Below are 19,409 nucleotides of genomic sequence, written 5' to 3'. Positions count from 1 at the left end.
GTCACCGCTTCATTGATGCTGCTGCGAGAAGAGCGTTTCCAGCGGGTATTCGGATTTCACGAATGGCGTCTTGATGATGACGTAGCTGAAATACTTCTCGATGCCGATGTCGCGCTCCAGCAGCCCTTCGATCACGCTCTGATAATGATTGACGCTGCGCGTGACGAACTTCAGCAGGTAATCGTAGCCGCCGCTCGCCAGATGGCATTCAATGATCTCGTCCACAGGACGGATCGCCGCCTCGAACTTGGCGAAGTCTTCGCGACGATGGTCGGCGAGCGTGACCTCGGTGAACACGATCTGCACGTCACCGAGTTTCTGCAGTTGGATATGTGCGCCGTAGCCGACGATATAGCCGGCTTTTTCAAGCCTTTTCACGCGAATCAGACAGGGGCTCGGCGAGAGCCCCACGGCGTCCGCAAGCTCGACGTTCGTGATACGGCCTTTCTTCTGGAGTTGCGAAAGAATACGCAGGTCGATCCGGTCCAGCTTCGTGTCGCCGCTTGTCGTCATGTATCGGTCTGCCCGTCGAAGGTTCTGCTTTTCGCTTCGTTGCGCTTCGCCTTGGTCAAGCAACGCGCAGGCCGATGTTATCACGCGCTCAGGCGGCCGCGCGGCTCGCGCCGCGCAATGCGGCACGCACCTCCGCCTGCTCGAGCACGTCGTCGAGCGTGCGCCGCAGACGGCCGAACAGTTGTTCGAACTCGGTCTCGCCGAAGCACAGCGCGGGCGCGAAACCGAGAATGCTGTCGCCGAATGCGCGGAACACGAGGCGGTTGCGGTAGGCTGCGGCCGTGATCCGGTCCGGCAGCTTCAGCGACGGATCGAAGCGTGCCCGCGAGTTCTTGTCCGCGACCAGTTCCAGCGCGCCGAGCAGCCCGCGATGACGCGAGTCGCCCACCAGCGGATGAGCGAGCAGCGCGTCGAGCCCGGCGGCAAAGCGCGGTGCCTGCGCGATGCCGTTCGCGAGCAGACCGCCCTCCTGATAGAGACGCAGTACTTCGAGCCCGATGGCGGCGCTTACCGGATGCGCGGAGTAGGTCTGACCGTGACCGACGACCGCGGTATCGCGCGCATCGCCTGCAATGCCCTGGTAGATTTCGTCGGACATCAGCACCGCGCCCATCGGCGCATAACCGGAGGTCAGCCCCTTCGCCACCGTCATCAGATCCGGCTCGACCTGTTCGGCCTCGCACGCGAAGAGCGGGCCGGTACGACCGAAGCCCGTGATGACCTCGTCGGCGACGAACAGGATGTCGAGGCGGCGGCACGCGTCGCGCATCGCCTTTAACCAGCCGACCGGCGGCACGATCACGCCGCCCGAACCCTGGATCGGCTCGCAGAAGAACGCGGCGACGTTCTCCGCTCCGAGTGACGCGACTTTCGCTTCGAGCGCGGCGACGGATGCGGCGATCAGCGCTTGCGCGTCACCGCCTTGCGGCTGACGGTACGCATACGGCGACGGCAGATGGTGCTGGTGCGGCAGCGGCAGGTCGAAGTTGCGGTGGAACGCGGGCAGCGCAGTGAGCCCCGCGCCGACCGACGACGATCCGTGATAGCCGCGTTCGAGCGCGATCATCTGCTTTTTCGCCGGGCGCCCCGTTGCATTGAAGTAATGCGTGATGAAGCGTATCGCGGAGTCGATCGCATCGGAGCCGCCGAGCGTGAAATAGACGTGCTGCAGCGAAGCGGGCGCAAGCGACACCAGTGTTTCGGCCAGTTCGATCGCGGGTTCCGACGAGAAGTGGAAGTAGGTGGTCGCGTAGGGCAGCTTCGTCATCTGGCGCGTCGCCGCTTCGACGATGCTCTGCTGGCCGTAACCCACGTTCACGCACCACAGGCCCGCAAATGCGTCGAGCAGTTCGTTGCCGTCGATATCGCGCAGATACGCGCCCTGGCCGGATTCGAGTACGGTGGTGCCGCGCGCCTCGTGCGCGCGATAGTTGATGACCGGGTGAATCAGGTGCTTGCGGTCGGCGTCGATCAGCGATGAGTTTGACATGATGGTGGTTTCCCGCACGTGGCGATCAGGTAAGAGTCACCCCTCGATAGTAGCGACAGCCGTATGCGTGCCGTTCAGCCAAAAAAAAGCCTAAAGAGCGTCGGTGCAGCGTTTTTCACCCCGCAGACAGCATTTTCTGCTGGGCGTGCTTAATAGCAGGGCGAACCCCAACGCTGCCGTGCATGAGCGGCCGTGTTTGCGTGTGGAAGAGAGATGCGCCGCGGTGCAGCGGGTTCAGGTTCAGCGTGGCTTCGCCTGGCTCAAGTGAGCGACTGCGCGATCACCGCATACTGATGCAGCCCCGGGTCGGCGCGGCTCGACTCGCCATCGGCTGGCGCGGATGCAAGCCGGCGCATCTTCACGACCGTCTCCGAGCGTGCGAGACCGAGGCCGGTTATCCACTCGCGCAGGCCGTGTCCGTGCGGCACGTCGATGCGCACCAGCGCGCCTTCGTTCAGCGCGAGCCAATGGCTGATCAGCGCCTTGGCCCGCACGGCGTCGGGAAACGCGCTGGCGACGACGGGGCCGATCACGAAGCCGCGTCCGAAGCGGCGGAACAGCGAGAAGCCGAGCAGTTCGCCGTCGCGATCGAGCGCGATACCGTCGGCCAGATCGAGCAGCGGCGGCAGTACGTGGCTGCGATCGAGGCCGCTAGCGCGTGATTCGAGCGCGACGAGTTGCTGCGCGTCGCTCGCCCCGAGCGGGCGCAGCCGCTCGTTGGCGGGCAGTGCAACGAGCGGCGGCCGGAACGCCGCACCCTGCATCTGGTCGAGCGCGCCGCAGCGCTCGAAGCCGAGCGCGTCGCACAACGGCAGGCCAGCCTCGGTCGCATAGAGCGTGATGTCACGCTTGCCAAGCTCGTCGAGCGCGTGCGCGAGCAACGTGCGGCCGATACCCACGCCGCGATGCTCCGGCGCGACGATCAGCATGCCCAGCGTCGCCTGATCCGCGCCGAACTTCCAGCACACCACGGTGCCGACCAGCGCGCCCGCCGTCTCGGCGACGAAGCCGATCCCGGTGCGCGCCGAGAACCGCCAATCTTCACGGCGATGCGGCCAGCCAATCGCGGCGGACAGGCGTTGAGCGGCAGGGATGTCGTCGGCTGTCAGGCGTCTGTAGGTGAAACGTGCGTGAGGCGTTGGATCGGACACGGGGCGCTCCGTGAATAGTCGGCCGTGCCGCGACTGTTGCACGTTGCCCGGTGATTGACTAGTACGAACTTCTCATCGTGGGGAGGCGTCCTGTCCAGAACATCAGGGTCAACGCCAGGAGCGGCAAATCATGCTGTTTTGACCACTCAAAACCATGTTTTCGAATGGTCGAATCCACCGATACGCGATCAACGCCATTTTTTGCAGTGCTTAAATCGATTCATGCAATGCCACCGCGCCGCGACCAGCACGCGGAGCGCCGTCGAACACCAATGCTGGATACCCCGCGTTCAATCCCGAGTGAGGAGCAGTTGCATGTACGACGACCCAATCAAAACGGGCGGCTTCAGCCGCCGTGACATGATGCGTTTGCTGGCCGCCGGCGGCATCCTTGCCACCGGCGCGGGAGGTCTGCTGGCGGGGGCTCGCCCGGCATTCGCGGCACCCACGCCGAAGAAAGGCGGCAAGATCCGGGTGGCCTACGACGCATCCTCGACCGCGGATACGCTCGACCCGGCCAAGGGTTCGGCAGGCTCCGATTACATCCGCTTCTTCATGTTCTATAGCAGCCTGACGCAGCTCGATTCGTCGCTGACGCCGAGGATGAATCTCGCCGAATCGATCGACACCAGCGACGCGAAAGTGTGGGTGATCAAACTGCGCAAAGGCGTCACGTTCCACGACGGCAAGCCACTCGCGCCCGCCGATGTCGTCTACTCGCTGATGCGTCACAAGAATCCGGCAACGGCGTCGAAGGTGAAGACGCTGGCCGATCAGTTCGTGGAGGCGAAGCAGACCGGTCCCAACGAAGTCACGCTGACGCTCGCGTCCGCCAACGCGGACCTGCCGGTGATTCTTGCCACGCCGCAATTCGTGATCATCAAGGACGGCACGGCGGACTTCACGACGGCCGTCGGCACCGGCCCGTACAAGCTGAAGACGTTCAAGCCCGGCGTTTCGACCGTCGGCATCCGTAACGACAGTTTCTGGAAGACCGGCGGCGGCCCTTACCTCGACCAGATCGAGCTGATCGGTATCGGCGATAACGCGGCACGGGTGAATGCGCTGCTGTCCGGCGATGTTCACCTGATCAATTCCGTCGATCCGCGCGCGACGCAGCGCATTGCCGCGACGCCGGGCTACGAGGTGCGCGAGACCAAGTCGGGTCTCTATACCGATCTGATCATGCGCCGCGACAACCCGCTGACGGGCAACCCCGATTTCGTGCAGGGCATGAAGTATCTGTTCGACCGTGAGCAGATCCGCTCGGCGGTGTTTCGCGGTTATGCGGTGATCGGCAACGATCAACCGATTCCGCCCGGACACCGCTACTTCAATGCGTCGCTGCCGCAGCGCCCGCACGATCCGGACAAGGCGAAGTTCCACTTCCAGAAAGCCGGAGCAATCGGTACGGCGCTGCCGCCGATCTATGCGACGACCGACGCGAACGGCTCGATCGAGATGGGTGTGCTGCTGCAGCAGTCCGCCGCGAAGATCGGCGTGAACCTGGAGATCAACCGCGTGCCGGCGGATGGTTACTGGTCGACGCACTGGATGAAGCATCCGCTCGGGTTCGGCAACGTCAATCCGCGCTCGAGCGCCGATGTGCTGTTCACGCAGTTCTTCAAGTCGGACGCCCCGTGGAACGAGTCGGGCTGGAACAACCCGAAGTTCGACCAGTTGCTGGCCGCGGCCCGCTCGGAAACCGACGATGCGAAACGCAAGCAGATGTACGGCGACATGCAGGTGCTGGTATCGGAGCAGGGCGGCATTGGCATCCCGACCTTCCTGAGCCTGCTCGATGCGAACGACAAGCACTTGCAAGGGCTCCAGCCCGTGCCTACCGGCGCGATGATGGGCTTCAACTTCGCCGAGTACGTGTGGTGGAACGCGTGACCCGCTGAAGCGCCCGGACGCGGCGGGTGGCCCCCGCCGCGCCGCTCGCGGCAGGCAGCCGCGGCGCACCCGAGCGGCACGGCTCATGTATGACTCGCCGTGTCGCGCAGCCTAACCGAGGAGCTCATGCCCATGAACGGGAATATCGCCCAGTTGATCGGCCGGCGCGTCGCCGTCACTGCGCTGACGCTGCTGATTGTCTCGATCATCATCTTCGTGATCACCAACCTGTTGCCGGGCGATGCCGCGCAGGCCGCACTCGGCCAGTCGGCGACGGCGGATACGGTCGCGGCGCTGCGGCTGCAGTTCGGCCTCGACCAGCCGGCATACCTGCGGTACTTCCATTGGCTCGTCGGTCTGCTGCACGCGAACTTTGGCGTGTCGCTGTCGAGCAATCTGCCGGTGTCCGAGATGATCGAAGGGCGCCTGCCGAAGTCGCTGACCCTCGCGGCGATCACCACCGGGGTGTCGGTGCCGATCGCGGTGTCGGCGGGCATTCTCGCGGCAGTCAAGCGCGACTCGCTGATCGATCGGATCGTGAGCCTCGGTACGCTGTCGCTGGTCGCCACGCCCGAGTTCCTGATCGCGACGCTGGCGGTGCTGGTGCTGGCCGTCAAGCTGCACTGGCTGTCGGCGCTGTCGTACAGCGGTGAGATCGAGAGCCTGCACGACTTTCTGCGCGCGTATGCGATGCCGGTCGTCACGCTGTGCGCGGTCGTGATCGCGCAGATGGCCCGCATGACACGCGCCGCGGTGATCGAGCAACTCAGTTCTTCGTATGTGGAAATGGCGATGCTCAAGGGCGCGAGCCCCGCCCGCGTGGTACTGCGCCACGCACTGCCGAATGCGATCGGCCCGATCGCCAATGCAATCGCGCTGAGCCTGTCTTATCTGCTTGGCGGCGTGATCGTCGTCGAGACCATCTTCAACTACCCGGGCCTCGCCAGCCTGATGGTCGACGCGGTGAGCAACCGCGACTTCCCGCTCGTACAGGCCTGCACGCTGCTGTTCTGCCTCGGCTATCTGCTGCTCGTGCTGCTAGCCGACCTGTGCGCCATCATCTCGAACCCGAGGCTGCGGACATGACGATTCTTCGACCTTCTTCCGATGCGCCTCACCGGCTCGGCGCGCTCGAACCGGTGCAACGCAGCAGCATGATGCCGGAGGGCGCCGATCCCGCGCGGTCCTGGGGCGGCGGCGGAGGCCCGGCGCCTCGGCCGGTGCGCCGCCGCAGCCTCGCGCAACGCATGAACCTGTCGACCGGCGGCTGGATCGGCCTGGCGATGGTCAGTTGCGCGTTGTTCGTCGCGGCGTTCGCACCGTGGCTCGCGCCGCATTCGATCGGCGCGATCCTCACGCCTGACGTATTCGCGGGCTTCAGCGCGAAGCTGCCGTTCGGCTCCGACTACCTGGGTCGCGACATGTTGACCCGCATCATCTACGGGATGCGCCTGACGGTCGTACTCGCGCTGGCGGCGGCGCTGCTCGCGGCGCTCACGGGGACCATGCTGGGACTGCTGGCGGCCGTGGCCGGCCGCCGTATCGACGAAACCATGAGCCGGCTGCTCGATGCGGTGACGTCGATCCCGTCGAAGATGTTCGCGCTGATGATCGTCGCCGCGTTCGGCTCGTCACTGCCGTTGCTGATCGTGACCGCGGCGATCAGCTACATGCCGGGCTCGTACCGGATCGCCCGCTCGCTGGCGGTCAATATCGGCACGCTCGAATACGTGCAGGTCGCGCGGGCGCGCGGCGAAAGCGCGCTCTACATCGCGTGCTTCGAGATGCTGCCGAACATGATTCATCCGATCCTCGCCGACACCGGACTGCGCTTCACTTTCGTCGTGCTGCTATTGAGCAGCCTGAGCTTTCTCGGTCTCGGCGTGCAGCCGCCGTATGCCGATCTCGGTTCGCTGGTACGCGAGAACATCGCCGGCCTCGGTGAAGGCGTGCCGGTCGTGATCCTGCCCGCGATCGCAATCGCGATCCTCACGGTCGGCGTGAACCTGCTGATCGACGGACTGCCGCATCATGGCCGCCGCAAGGGCATGCCTGATGCCGATGGAGGCCACTGATGAAGGCACCCTTTTTCAGACGTGCTCACGTGGCCTTTGAGGCCATCTCGAGGACCGCGCCGCTACCCCCGTCGAATCTGGTCGAGGTACGGGGGCTGCGCGTGGTGGGAAGCCGGCCCGGCGAGCCGGATACGACGATCGTGCATGACATCGACTTCGAGATTGCGCGCGGCGAGGTGCTCGCATTGATCGGCGAGTCGGGCTCGGGCAAAACCACGATCGCACTGTCGCTGATGGGCCATGCACGCAGCGGCTGCCGCATCGCGGGCGGCGCGATCCGGGTGGGCGACACCGACGTGCTCGGGCTCTCGCCGAAAGCGCTCGCGGGATTGCGTGGCCGCAAGGTTGCCTACATCGCGCAAAGCGCGGCCGCTGCGTTCAACCCGGCGCGCCCGATCATGGACCAGGTGATCGAAAGCGCGCTGATTCACGGCACGCTCAGCAAGCGCGCCGCGCGGGCCAAAGCGGTCGAACTGTTCCGCGCGCTCGCGCTGCCGGAGCCGGAGACGATCGGCCGGCGCTACCCGCACCAGGTGTCGGGCGGCCAGTTGCAGCGGCTGATGGCGGCGATGGCGCTGATCACCGACCCCGAACTCGTGATCCTCGATGAACCGACCACGGCGCTCGACGTCACCACGCAGATCGACGTGCTGCAAGCGTTTCGCAGCGTGATCCGCCAATGCGGAATGACGGCCGTCTACGTATCGCACGATCTGGCGGTGGTCGCGCAGATGGCGGATCGCATCGTCGTGCTAAGCAATGGTGAAATCCGCGAAACGGGCCGCACTGAACAGATTCTGCATGCGCCGGCGCACCCGTACACGCAAAGCCTGATTGCTGCCGTGACGCCCGTCGCCCCGGCTGCCTGCACCTCGGCGGCTCCCGACGCAGCCCAGCCGAACACGCCGCTGCTCGAACTGCGCGGTCTGACGGCCGGCTACGGCCGCACCGACGCGAAGGGCTGGCCGCACAAGGTCATTCTGCGCGACGTGGACCTCGTGATCGATCGTGGTCAGACGGTAGGCGTGATCGGCGAATCCGGTTCGGGCAAGACGACGCTCGCGAAGGTGATCGCCGGGCTCGTGCCGATGGCGCGCGGCAATCTGCTGCTCGACGGTGAGCCGCTCGCCGCCAACCTCAGCCGCCGCAGCCGCGAACAGTTTCGCTGTATCCAGATCGTGTTCCAGAACGCCGACACCGCGCTTAATCCGACCCACACCGTCGAGCGCACGCTGGCGCGTCCGCTGAAGTTCTATCACGGCATGAAGGGCGAGGCCGCGCGGGGCCGCGTCGCCGAACTGCTCGGCCTGGTGCGCCTGCCTGCCGAGCTGGCGCAGCGGCGCACCGGAGAGCTGTCGGGCGGGCAGAAACAGCGCGTGAATCTCGCGCGGGCGCTGGCCGCCGAACCCAAGTTGATCCTGTGCGACGAAGTCACGTCCGCGCTCGATACGGTGGTCGGCGCTGCCATTCTCGAGCTGCTGCGCGATCTGCAAAAGAAGCTCGGCGTGTCATATCTGTTCATCACGCACGACATCGCCAAGGTGCGTGCGATCAGCGACGACATCGTCGTGCTGTACGCGGGGCACCGCGTCGAGACGGGCAACCGCGACGCGTTGTCGGCGCCGCCGTATCACCCGTATTCGCATCTGCTCGTGTCGTCGGCGCCGGAGCTTCGCGCCGGCTGGCTCGAAGAAGCGGGCGAGCGTTGTCATCAGACGTTGCCGCCGATCGGTGAGTCGACTCATGAGCCGGAGCTTTGCACATTTCTCGCGCGATGCCCGATGCGCATCGACGGTGTCTGCAATCGCACGTCGCCGAGCGTGCGCACGCTCGCGAGCGGCGCGCAGGTGCTGTGCCATCGCAGCGAAGCGGAACTGGAGCGGTACCAGAGCGGGCCGCCCGACGGTGCTGCTACGGCGAGCGTGCTCGCGCAGTCCGGCACGGTGCGGGTCTGATGCCGCTACGAAAACGTAGCGCGAGGGGATAGAACATGACCGGAGTCTCCTACGACTGCGCAGGCGACAGGACCGTGGCGATGTCGCGCGCGATCAGGCGGGCCGTGGCTTTTATCGAGAGTTCGTTCGCGCAGCCCGTCAGCCTCGCGACGCTCGCCGGCACCGCCGGGTTGAGTGTTTCGCGCTTCGCCACCCTGTTTCGCAAAGAGGTGGGTATTTCGCCTCATCGCTATGTGTGTCTGGTGCGAATCCAGCACGCTAAACGGCTATTGCGTGACGGCGTCCCGCCCTGTGAGGTCGCTGCCGAAGTCGGATTTTTCGATCAAAGTCACCTTGGCCGACACTTTCGGCGCGCGGTCGGCGTGACGCCGGGGCATTTCGTTGCTTCGCCAGAATCGGGCAGCGCATTCAGATAGAGCCGCAGGCTATCAGAGCAAAGGGACGCGACTATTGTCGATTTGTTGACTCCCCGCTCGTCGTGCGTATGGGCGGCCGTGTTGCGATGCGCTGCCAACCGGCACCTACTGTGCGTGTGCAAACAAGGAGATTGCAAATGAATTACATCGATGGATTTGTTGTCCCCGTACCTACGGCCAACCGCGAAATTTACAGGCAGTTCGCCGAAAGAGCGGCGGCCGTCTTCAAGGAGTACGGTGCGTTGAAGGTGGTCGAGTGCTGGGGAGATGACGTGCCAGAGGGCAAGGTGACGTCGTTCCCAATGGCGATCAAGCGCAAGGATGATGAGACGGTGGTGTTCTCCTGGGTTGTCTGGCCGTCGCGTCAGTCGCGAGACGAAGGGATGAAAGCGGTGATGGCCGACCAACGGCTGCAACCGGGAAAAGATCCGCTGCCTTTTGACGGTCAGCGGCTAATCTATGGCGGTTTCGAAGTGATCGTCGACGCGTGATGGCGTAAAAATATGGCGCCGGTTCGAGTGAGACGCGAGCCGACGCCGCTGTCTGGCATTGAACATCCGCAGTCCATGAAGCATTACGCTTCCCCGAAACCCCCGCCACCCGGCGTTTCCACCACGAACACGTCGCCCGCGGCCATCTCGACGCTCGCGATATGGCCCAATGCGACGATCTCGCCGTCCGCGCGCTCGACGCGATTGCTGCCCCGCCTTCCCGCGCGTCCACCTGCCGCGCCGAAAGGCGCGTGAATGCGGTTGTTCGAGAGAATCGACGCGGTCATCGGCGCGAGAAAGCGGATGCGCCGGATCGCGCCGTTACCGCCGCGCCAGCGTCCCGCGCCGCCCGACTCCGCGCGGATCAGGTGCGACTCGAGCCGCACGGGATAGCGCCATTCGAGCACTTCGGGATCGGTCAGGCGCGAGTTGGTCATGTGCGTCTGTACCGCGTCGACGCCGCAGAAGCCATCGCCCGCGCCGCTGCCGCCTGCGATCGTCTCGTAGTACTGGTAGCGCGCGTCGCCGAACGTGAAGTTGTTCATCGTGCCCTGACTGGACGCGACGATGCCCAGCGCGCCATAGAGCGCATTCGTAATCGCGGACGATGTCTCCACGTTGCCCGAGACCACCGCTGCCGGATAAACCGGATTGAGCATCGAGCGGTCCGGGACGATCACCGAGAGGGGCTTCAGGCAACCCGCGTTGAGCGGGATGTCGTCGCCGACGAGCGTGCGGAACACGTACAGCACGGCTGCCATGCAGACCGCCTTCGGCGCGTTGAAGTTGTTCGGCAGTTGCACGGACGTTCCGCTGAAGTCCACGGTCGCGCTGCGCGTCGCAGCATCGACGCGAATCGCGACGTCGATGACCGCGCCGTTATCGAGTTCGTAACGGTACGCGCCGTCCTTGAGGGCGCCGATCACGCGGCGCACCGCTTCTTCGGCATTGTCCTGCACGTGCTGCATGAAGGCGAGCACCACGTCGCGGCCGAATTGCGCGACCATGCGGCGCAGCTCGTCCACGCCCTTCTGGTTCGCTGCGATCTGCGCGCGCAGATCGGCCATGTTCTGTGCGACGTTGCGTGCCGGATAGCGGCCCGATGCGAGCAGCGCGCGTGTTTCGGCGTCGCGCAGCACGCCCGCTGAAACAAGCTGCCAGTTATCGACCAATACGCCTTCTTCTTCGATATGCGACGAAGCGGCCGGCATCGAACCGGGTGTGATTCCGCCGATATCCGCATGGTGGCCGCGCGAGCCGACGTAGAAGAGCGGCTCGGCCGAACCGTCTGCGAACACGGGCGTGATGACGGTCACGTCGGGCAAATGTGTGCCGCCGTGATACGGGTCGTTGAGCATGAACACATCGCCGTCGCGCATCGCGCCGCGATTTCGCTCGATGACGGTCTTGATGCTCTCGCCCATCGATCCCAGATGCACGGGCATGTGCGGCGCGTTCGCAATCAGATTGCCCGCAGCATCGAAGATCGCGCACGAGAAGTCGAGGCGCTCCTTGATGTTCACCGAATACGCCGTGTTTTGCAGACGCAATCCCATCTGCTCGGCAATCGACATGAACAGATTGTTGAATATTTCGAGGCGCACGGGGTCGGCCTCGGTGCCGATCGAGCGGCGCGTGGGCAGCGGTTGCACGCGGGTCATCACCACGTTGCCTTGAACGGTCAGCACCGCCTGCCATCCCGGCTCGACCACGGTCGTGCCGTTCTTTTCGGCGATGATCGCCGGGCCGTCGAGCGTGTCGCCTGCGCACAGCGTTTCGCGCTGGTAGAGCGATGCGTCGTGCCAGCTACCGCTCGAATACATGCGCACAACCGACTGCGCATGGGGCGCGTCGCCTGCCGCGCGCTGCCGCAGGCTGCCGGCATCGACTGGCGCGTCGGCATGGCCGATCGCTTCGACGCAAGCGAGTTCCGCGATGAGCGGCGTATCTGCCATCAGGAACGCATAGCGTTGACGATACGCGGCTTCGAAAGCGGCGCGCATCGCATCGACGCTGCCCGCTGGCACTGCGAGCGATGAATCGGTGCCCTGATAGCGCAGATGGACACGTCGCTCAGTCGTGATACGCGCGGCGCCCACGCCCTGTTCGAGCAGTGCGCCGGTTGCATCGGCCGCGAGCGCATCGAGCGCGGCTTCCAGCGTCGCAAGCGATGAGTCGTCGAGCGAGATTTCGAGCGCTCGCTCGCGCATCGCCGTCTGATCCGCGAGGCCCATGCCGTAAGCGGAGAGCACACCGGCAAGCGGATGCGCGAACACCCGCGTCATGCCGAGCGCGTCGGCCACACCGCACGCATGCTGGCCGCCCGCGCCGCCGAAAGTCGTCAGCACATACTGCGAGACGTCGTGGCCGCGTTGCACTGAAATTTTCTTGATCGCGTTAGCCATGCTGCCAATGGCGATCTCCAGGAAACCTTCGGCGAGCTCTTCCGGTGTGCGACGCTGACCCGTAGCCGCAAAGATTTCGTCGGCGAGTGCCCGAAAGCGTTCAGCGACGACCTCGCGATCGAGCGACTCGTTCGCGTTCGGACCGAAGACGCGCGGGAAATAGTCGGGCTGAATCTTGCCGAGCATCACGTTGCAGTCGGTGACCGCGAGCGGGCCGCCGCGCCGGTACGCCGCCGGACCCGGATTGGCGCCCGCCGAGTCGGGGCCGACACGCAGCCGGGCGCCGTCGAAGCCGAGCACCGAGCCGCCACCTGCCGCCACGGTATGGATGCTCATCATCGGCGCGCGCATCCGTACGCCTGCCACCTGCGTTTCGAATACGCGCTCGAACTCGCCGTTGAAGTGCGAGACGTCCGTCGACGTGCCGCCCATGTCGAAGCCGATCACGCGCTCGAAGCCCGCTGCCTGTGCCGCGCGCACCATGCCGACGATACCGCCCGCCGGGCCGGAGAGAATCGCATCTTTGCCTTGAAAGACATCGGCGCGCGTCAGTCCGCCGCTGCTTTGCATGAACTGCAGGTTCACGCCCGGCATTTCGCTGGCGACCTGATCCACATATCGGCGCAGGATGGGCGACAGATAGGCATCCACCACGGTCGTATCGCCGCGCGAGACCATCTTCATCAGCGGCGAGACTTCGTGGGAAACCGAGATCTGCGTGAAGCCGATTCGGCGCGCCAGATCCGCAAGCTCGCTTTCATGCGACGTGTGGCGATAACCGTGGATCAGCACGATTGCGAGCGCGCGGATGCCCTTGTGGTAGACCTCGCGCAGTGCGCGCTCCGCTGCCGCGTGATCGAGCGTCGCGACCACTTCGCCTTGCGCGCTCACGCGTTCGTCGATTTCCACCACGCTCTCATAGAGCGCTTCCGGCAACGCGATGTCGAGATCGAACAGGCGGGGGCGGTTTTGATACGCGATCCGCAACACATCGCGCAAGCCTCGCGTGGTGACGAGCGCTACCGGCTCGCCCTTGCGTTCGAGCAGCGCGTTGGTCGCGACCGTCGTGCCCATTTTGACCATCTCGACGTCGCGCGACGTAATGGGTTCTCCGGCTCGCAGGCCAAGCACATGGCGAATCCCGGCGACAGCCGCATCGCGATACTGCTCCGGGTGTTCGGAAAGCAGCTTGTGCGTGGTGAGCGTGCCATCCGGGCGGCGCGCGACGATATCGGTGAACGTGCCGCCGCGGTCGATCCAGAACTGCCAGCGGGACGGCGTGCAATCATCGGAGGCGTGATCGTGCTTCATGGTGTCGTGGTCGTGATGCGAAAGTGGTAGTGGTGTGCGCAAGGTGAAAATCAGGCCGATTCGAGTTCGCGACCGCGCGTCTCGGGCAGCGTAAGCGCGGCGATGATCAGTACGCCATACGCGGCCACGGCGAAAATCCCGATGCTCGTGCCCAGGCCGAAGCGGCTCGACAGCACGCCGATCAGCACCGGAAACAGCGCCCCGATCGCGCGGCCGACGTTGTAGCAAAACCCCTGGCCCGAGCCGCGCACACGGGTCGGAAACAGTTCGGTGAGAAACGCGCCCATGCCGGAAAAAATGCCCGACGCGAAAAAGCCGAGCGGAAAGCCGAGCCACAGCATCGATGCATTCGTGAGCGGCAACGAGGTATACGCGAAGGCAATCGCCATCGAGCCCAGCGCGAACAAAATGAAGTTCGGCTTGCGGCCGATGCGGTCCGTGAGCCATGCGCTGCACAGATAGCCCGCGTACGAGCCCGCGATGATCGTCGCCAGATAGCCGCCCGTGCCCATCACCGTGAGATGACGTTCGGTCTTGAGGAAAGTCGGCAGCCACGTCGTGATCGCGTAGTAGCCGCCCTGTGCGCCCGTCGTAAGCAGTGCGGCGCGCAGTGTCGTGGAAAGCAGCTTGGGAGAGAAGATCTCAGTGAAGCGCGGCGTGTCTTGAGTGTCGTACTGCTGAACCCTGGCCTGTTCGAATACTTCAGGTTCCTTCACATAGCGGCGGATCGCGAGCACGAGCAGGGCAGGGACGAGTCCGATCAGGAACAATGCGCGCCACGCGATTTCAGGCGCCACCACGGAGAACAGCACCGCGTAGAGCAGGGCCGCCATGCCCCAGCCGAGCGCCCAGCCCGACTGCACGAGACCGACCGCCTTGCCGCGGTCGCGCGCGCGGATCACCTCGCCGATCAGCACCGCGCCCGCCGTCCACTCGCCGCCGAAGCCGAAGCCCATCAACGCGCGAGCCGCGAGCAACTGGCCGTAGTTCTGCGCGAGGCCGCATAGGCCGGTGAACACGGCGAACCACAAGACGGTGAGCTGCAACGTGCGCACACGGCCGATGCGATCGGAAAGAATGCCGGCAATCCAGCCGCCGAGCGCAGAGGACAGCAGCGTCAACGTGCCGATGAAGCCGGCGTCCGCGAGCGAGATGCCCCAGGTAGCGACGAGCGTCGGGATGACGAAGGAAAGCATCTGCGTGTCCATGCCGTCGAGCATGTAGCCGACCTTGCAACTCCAGAACGCGCGACGCGCGTGCGGACCGGCTTCGGTATACCAGGAAAGCTGCGGGCTTCCCGTTCTTGACTTCATGTCGGCGGCATCGTCGACGCTCGTCGTGAGTGTCTTGCTGTCCATCTGCTGCTCCTATGGATAGACGCATGGGAAACGATCGAAGCCACGCACCAACGTAGGGATGCGTCATTCCCTCCGGGCCGCGCGGCCCGATGGCTTCAAGGTGCTGTGAATCGCTTGTTGCACGACGGCGCGGCGCGCCGCCGGGACGGTCAGAAAATAGCCAGCGACGCGTTAGTGATATCCGTCATCAGCATGTGGCCCGGCGCGTGCGCAACCGCGAGCGGCAGCTTTGCGGCCATCAGTGCCGTTTGCGGCGTCACGCCGCAAGCCCAGTAGACAGGCAGTTCGCCCGCGCGGATCGTCACCGGGTCGCCGAACTCGGGGCGCGCGAGATCGACGATGCCGAGTTCCGCTGGATCGCCAATATGCACGGGCGCGCCATGCACGCCCGGAAAGCGGCTCGTGATCTGCACGGCACGGATCGCGTCGGCGCCGCGCAGCGGCCGCATCGACACGACGAGTTCGCCGCCGAACACGCCCGCCCGCTGGTTGGCGATGCTGGTGCGGTACATCGGCACGTTGCGGCCTTCTTCGACGTGGCGCAGGCCGATGCCTTCCTTCGCGAGCATGTGCTCGAACGAGAACGAACAGCCAATTGCAAATACGACGAAATCGTCCTGCCAGAGCGCTTCGATCGATTCGACGCGCTCGCTCAGGTTGCCGTCGCGATATACGTTGTACGCGGGCACGTCGGTGCGGATGTCGATGTCGCGCCCGAGCATCGGCACGCGGAACTCGCCAGGCTCGCCCACGCCGAGCAGCGGACATGGCTTCGGATTCGCATGGCAAAAGCGCAGGAAATCGTGCGCGTGCGCAGCGGGCAGGATCGCGAGATTGGCTTGCGCGTAGTCGCCGCAATGGCCGGCCGTCGGGCCACGGAAGTCGCGGTGACGGACGGCCCGGCGGAATTCGGATGGAGTCATGGTGTTAGCGTGCTCTGGCGGTTGCATCGGATTGTCTGCGGTGGGCGATGCGCCTTGCCTACCGTCAGGCGAAGCATAGAAAAGAAGAAAATTTGACGCCAGCTAGTTTTCTTTGCGCCAGGTGAATAGAATTTCTTAACGGAATCGAGGGTTTTCCCGAGTCACGTTGAGATTTTTGGAGCGGTTTGCTCCCGTTGCACTGCCCACCTTTGACTGATGAATACGCGCTTCCTCGAAACCTTCGTCACGCTTGCCAAGCTGCGCAGTTTCCGCACGACGGCGACCGCGCTTCACGCCACGCCCGCGGCGATCTCGCAGCGCCTGAAGGCACTGGAAGACGAATTGCATACCGTGCTCGTCGATCGCGAGAGCCGCGAATTTCGGCTCACGCCGAACGGCGAATATCTGCTCGGCTACGCGAAGGCCGTGGTCGAGGCGACGCGCCAGTTGCAGGCCGCCGCGTCACATGAAGGCGCGATGCGCGGCAAGTTGCGACTCGGCGTGATCGAGACGGTCGTGCATAGCTGGCTTGCCGACTATCTGCGGCGGCTCTCGAAGGACTATCCGCAGCTCGAAGTGGAGCTTGCGGTGGACGTGAGCGTGGTGCTGCAGCGGCGTCTGATGGCGGGCGAACTCGATCTCATCGTTCGCGTGGAAGGCAGCGACGAGGAATCGATCGTCTGCGATGCGCTCGCGAACTATCCGGTGCACTGGATCGCGCGCGCGGGGCTGCTACCGTCTTCGCGCAGCGGACTCGCGAAACGCGTGCTGCGTCATCCGATCCTCACGTTCGGGCGCGGGACGGCGCCTCATCGCGCGCTGGAGGACATCGTCAGCAAGCTCGCACTCGCCAACGGCGTGCCGCTCGCGGATACGCGCATTACGGGTTCGCCATCGATTTCGGTGATCGTGCAACTCGTGCGCGATGGCTTCGGCGTGGCGGCAATTCCGCGTCTGTTCGTCGATGATCTGATCGCGCGAGGCGAGGTGGTCGAACTGCCGCTGCAGCCCTCGCCGCCGTCCATCGTGGTGTCGATGTCCCGACGCGCGGATGCGCCGCTTTTCGTGCACGGCGCAGCGAACGCGGCACGTGCGGCGTGTCATGAATACTGCGAGCAGGGAGACCGACGCCTGATCGAGCGGCTATAGAGCCCGGCTCTTGCGGACTCTGGAGGCGGCAAGCGACCCAGGAAGAGTCATTCGACCCCGCGCTCCAGATCGTTGACGACTTCGTCGATCCTGGTCGAGGCGATTGTTTGGCACGTGCGGTTCGCGTTCAAGCGTTTCCACAGGGGCAAGGACGACGCGTTTTAGCGAAAAACAGCGAATTCAGTCCTTTCGCATGCGTGCAACCAATGCGAGCAAGCGGGCATTCATTTCCGCAGCCTGCAAATGCGCGTGCCAACCGTGACCAGGAAGCAGCCATTCGAAGCGATACGCGGCCAACTTGCCGAGCGACTCGGTGAGCGCTGTCCACGAGTACCAGCACGCGTCCCTGAACGCGACGAGGTCCTGCTGGCGTGGGCTCCAGGCAAGCGAATCACCCGAGAACAGCACGCGATCATCGAGCTGGTACACGACGCTACCCCGAGTGTGCCCGGGTACAGGGATCGCGCGCACGCCGGCCGCAATGTTCAGTGCTGAACCGTCGTCGAGCAGATCCGTCGCGTATGGGGCGGCCGACACGTCCTCGCGGTGAATCCAGACGCGCGCGCCGAATTGACGCGCGTATTTGTCCGCGTCTGCGACGTCGTCACGATGCGACAGCAGAATGTGCGCAATACCGCCAGCGCCGTCAAACCATTTCACGAGTTCCGCCGCATAGCGCGGGGAGTCGATGAGCAGATTGCCTTCCGGACGCGCGGCAAAATAAGAATGTGCGCCAAACGACGACCGTGCGTTGAATCCACAGCGCCACACATCCGAGGTGATCTGCTGCGGAAAGATCGCTGCGTTAGGACGAGGCTGTTTCGTTTCGCTGCGTACCGACGCCGTAGGGCAGACGAGCACCGCACGCCAGGCATCAAGCTGCTCTTCCGGTGTGGCCGGCTGCCGAACGAAGACACTCTTGTCGTTGCGCTCGACAATCAGCCCAGGCGCGACGTGACGAGATGCACCGCAATTGATGCATGCAGTGTCGATGTACCACTCTCCTGAAGCAGAGTCGGCATTACGTATGGGCTTCATCTGATGCTCCCGGGCTGACGTACGCATCCGCCGGCTCGACGCTCGCTGGCGTCTCGCGGTCGTTGCAGGGATTGTTACACGATCATTGACGTACAGGCGCAAACGGCTCGTTCGCCACGCCCTTGTCCCGCTACGAAGCCTTGTTTGCGTTTGGCGCGTGATTTACCACGGCTGGCTACGCTTGCCGCAACAGACACCCCTACGCGGCACTTCGTCTGCTCCTGGCGCGGCCGCTTCTGCTCGTCGAAGTAACCAACTCCTCTGCTGTGAGGAAAAATTGACTGTTGTCCGCGAGGCGCGCAACGATGAAGTCGATGAAGGTTCTCACGCGCAGCGGTTGTTCCGTCCGGCGACGGTAGTAGACGTAAATCGACTCGCGCTGGGTCAAATGCTGAGTGAGCAAAGGCACGAGCCGTCCAGCCCGGATGTGTGAGACGGCCGAGAAGCTTCCAGGCTGCCCAATTGCCACGCCGGCCAGTACCGCTTCGGTTTCAGCGTCGATATCGTTCGAACAGACCGAAGCAGCCATCTCCCGATACACAATCTCCCCGCCCACCATAAATTCCCACGGCGCCTGCTTGCCGGTGTTCGCACGCCGGTATCCAGAACAACGATGCGCATCGAGCTCGTCCACGGTTTTCGGCGTGCCGTACCGTTCGAGATAGGCTGCGACGCGCATACGATCAACTGAATCGGTAGCAGTCGCCTGGCAATCGCCCCCTCGGAAGGCGGGGACCCGCCGCGGAAGCCGACGTCGGCGCGATCGCTGACGAGGTCCGAGAAATGATCGTCGAAGCGAATATCGATCTGCACGTCAGGGTATAGCGCCGCAAACTCAAGGATCGATGGCCACAGTGCCGTTCGCCCGAGCGCCGTCGGAGCGCTTAGCCGAAGCGCCGCTCGTACACGGTTCGCTGTCCTCGATCGCCCGGCTCGCGCGCGCCGCGCTCGTCAGTTCCATGCCCGACGATCCTTCGTTCGTCTCCGGCGAGCAGCACGAGCAGGAGGGACCATGAGCGGGATCGTACGAAACCGGATGACGGGCGAACTGTTCCGCCATTCGACGCTCGGCGATCAGGTCCTCGCTGAAGCGCGGCGCCGGGGCGAGCCGTGGGCGGCAAGCGCGGTGATTTATGCGCGGCGCGCCGAGACCTGGTACGGCAGCCACCCATGCAGGGGCGAGGACCTCGTGCTCGTTTTCAGTGAAGTGTTTCGTGTGGAGCAAGGGTAGCAAAATCA

The 19,409-nt window shown here is 64.5% G+C and carries 16 protein-coding genes and 1 pseudogene; 9 read left to right on the top strand and 8 right to left on the bottom strand.

The features are described 5' to 3' along the window. Positions 1–9 precede the first annotated feature (9 nt). The 3 genes from OKW40_RS04235 to OKW40_RS04225 form a co-directional block, all read right to left on the bottom strand. Complete coding sequence (locus tag OKW40_RS04235; RefSeq protein ID WP_090811115.1) at positions 10–513, bottom strand: Lrp/AsnC family transcriptional regulator; 504 nt, start codon at positions 511–513, stop codon at positions 10–12. 88 nt (positions 514–601) lie between these two features. Beyond that, a complete protein-coding gene (locus OKW40_RS04230; protein ID WP_429488361.1) occupies positions 602–2,002 on the bottom strand; it encodes an aspartate aminotransferase family protein in 1,401 nt (466 codons plus the stop codon). A 260-nt stretch (positions 2,003–2,262) separates the two neighbouring features. Beyond that, a complete protein-coding gene (locus OKW40_RS04225) occupies positions 2,263–3,153 on the bottom strand; it encodes a GNAT family N-acetyltransferase (RefSeq protein ID WP_429488360.1) in 891 nt (296 codons plus the stop codon). Positions 3,154–3,468: 315 nt separating this feature from the next. Between OKW40_RS04225 and OKW40_RS04220 the strand changes: the two genes are divergently transcribed. From OKW40_RS04220 to OKW40_RS04195, 6 genes are all read left to right on the top strand, one after another. Then, a complete protein-coding gene (locus OKW40_RS04220; protein WP_429488358.1) occupies positions 3,469–5,049 on the top strand; it encodes an ABC transporter substrate-binding protein in 1,581 nt (526 codons plus the stop codon). Positions 5,050–5,181: 132 nt separating this feature from the next. Beyond that, positions 5,182–6,135: an ABC transporter permease gene (locus OKW40_RS04215; protein ID WP_026226132.1), complete on the top strand. Its 954-nt coding sequence runs from the start codon at positions 5,182–5,184 to the stop codon at positions 6,133–6,135. Then, positions 6,132–7,124, top strand: coding sequence for an ABC transporter permease (locus OKW40_RS04210; RefSeq protein ID WP_090811125.1), 993 nt, complete (start codon positions 6,132–6,134; stop codon positions 7,122–7,124). Before OKW40_RS04215 ends, OKW40_RS04210 begins: the two co-directional genes overlap by 4 nt. Beyond that, complete coding sequence (locus tag OKW40_RS04205; RefSeq protein WP_429488356.1) at positions 7,124–9,079, top strand: ABC transporter ATP-binding protein; 1,956 nt, start codon at positions 7,124–7,126, stop codon at positions 9,077–9,079. Before OKW40_RS04210 ends, OKW40_RS04205 begins: the two co-directional genes overlap by 1 nt. A gap of 80 nt (positions 9,080–9,159) precedes the next feature. After that, positions 9,160–9,495, top strand: a complete 336-nt coding sequence (locus tag OKW40_RS04200) for a helix-turn-helix domain-containing protein (protein WP_409259726.1) — start codon at positions 9,160–9,162, stop codon at positions 9,493–9,495. 137 nt (positions 9,496–9,632) lie between these two features. Next, positions 9,633–9,986, top strand: coding sequence for a DUF1428 domain-containing protein (locus OKW40_RS04195; protein WP_429488354.1), 354 nt, complete (start codon positions 9,633–9,635; stop codon positions 9,984–9,986). Between the two features lie 83 nt (positions 9,987–10,069). On the opposite strand, the gene OKW40_RS04190 is transcribed toward OKW40_RS04195, so the two are convergent. From OKW40_RS04190 to OKW40_RS04180, 3 genes are all read right to left on the bottom strand, one after another. Then, positions 10,070–13,702 carry a hydantoinase B/oxoprolinase family protein gene (locus tag OKW40_RS04190; RefSeq protein ID WP_429488352.1) on the bottom strand — a complete coding sequence of 1,211 codons (3,633 nt, stop codon included), beginning with the start codon at positions 13,700–13,702 and terminating at the stop codon, positions 10,070–10,072. 50 nt (positions 13,703–13,752) lie between these two features. Next, complete coding sequence (locus OKW40_RS04185) at positions 13,753–15,060, bottom strand: MFS transporter (RefSeq protein WP_429488350.1); 1,308 nt, start codon at positions 15,058–15,060, stop codon at positions 13,753–13,755. 149 nt (positions 15,061–15,209) lie between these two features. Continuing rightward, a complete protein-coding gene (locus OKW40_RS04180) occupies positions 15,210–16,010 on the bottom strand; it encodes a putative hydro-lyase (RefSeq protein ID WP_429488348.1) in 801 nt (266 codons plus the stop codon). Between the two features lie 189 nt (positions 16,011–16,199). Here OKW40_RS04180 and OKW40_RS04175 point away from each other — a divergent pair, with 189 nt between their 5' ends. Then, positions 16,200–17,132: a LysR family transcriptional regulator gene (locus OKW40_RS04175; RefSeq protein ID WP_187630684.1), complete on the top strand. Its 933-nt coding sequence runs from the start codon at positions 16,200–16,202 to the stop codon at positions 17,130–17,132. 180 nt (positions 17,133–17,312) lie between these two features. Here the strand turns inward: OKW40_RS04175 and OKW40_RS04170 are convergent, their stop codons facing one another. Continuing rightward, on the bottom strand, positions 17,313–18,170 hold the full coding sequence (locus OKW40_RS04170; protein ID WP_429488346.1) for an MBL fold metallo-hydrolase: 858 nt from the start codon (positions 18,168–18,170) through the stop codon (positions 17,313–17,315). Between the two features lie 199 nt (positions 18,171–18,369). Beyond that, positions 18,370–19,070 (bottom strand): annotated as a pseudogene (locus tag OKW40_RS04165) (substrate binding domain-containing protein); the annotation flags it as partial. Here OKW40_RS04165 and OKW40_RS04160 point away from each other — a divergent pair. Together OKW40_RS04160 and OKW40_RS04155 are read left to right on the top strand one after the other, a co-directional pair. Beyond that, complete coding sequence (locus OKW40_RS04160) at positions 19,025–19,186, top strand: hypothetical protein (protein ID WP_429488344.1); 162 nt, start codon at positions 19,025–19,027, stop codon at positions 19,184–19,186. The pseudogene OKW40_RS04165 and the gene OKW40_RS04160 overlap by 46 nt on opposite strands. Beyond that, entirely contained in the window at positions 19,183–19,401 is a 219-nt protein-coding gene (locus OKW40_RS04155) for a hypothetical protein (RefSeq protein WP_184068173.1), read from the top strand. Before OKW40_RS04160 ends, OKW40_RS04155 begins: the two co-directional genes overlap by 4 nt. Positions 19,402–19,409 lie beyond the last annotated feature (8 nt).

The sequence above is a fragment of the Paraburkholderia sp. RAU6.4a genome (assembly GCF_050435625.1).
Taxonomy (GTDB): Bacteria; Pseudomonadota; Gammaproteobacteria; order Burkholderiales; family Burkholderiaceae; genus Paraburkholderia; species Paraburkholderia tuberum.
The sequence above is the reverse complement of the archived record's forward strand: the minus strand, read 5'-3'. Positions and strand labels throughout refer to the sequence as shown.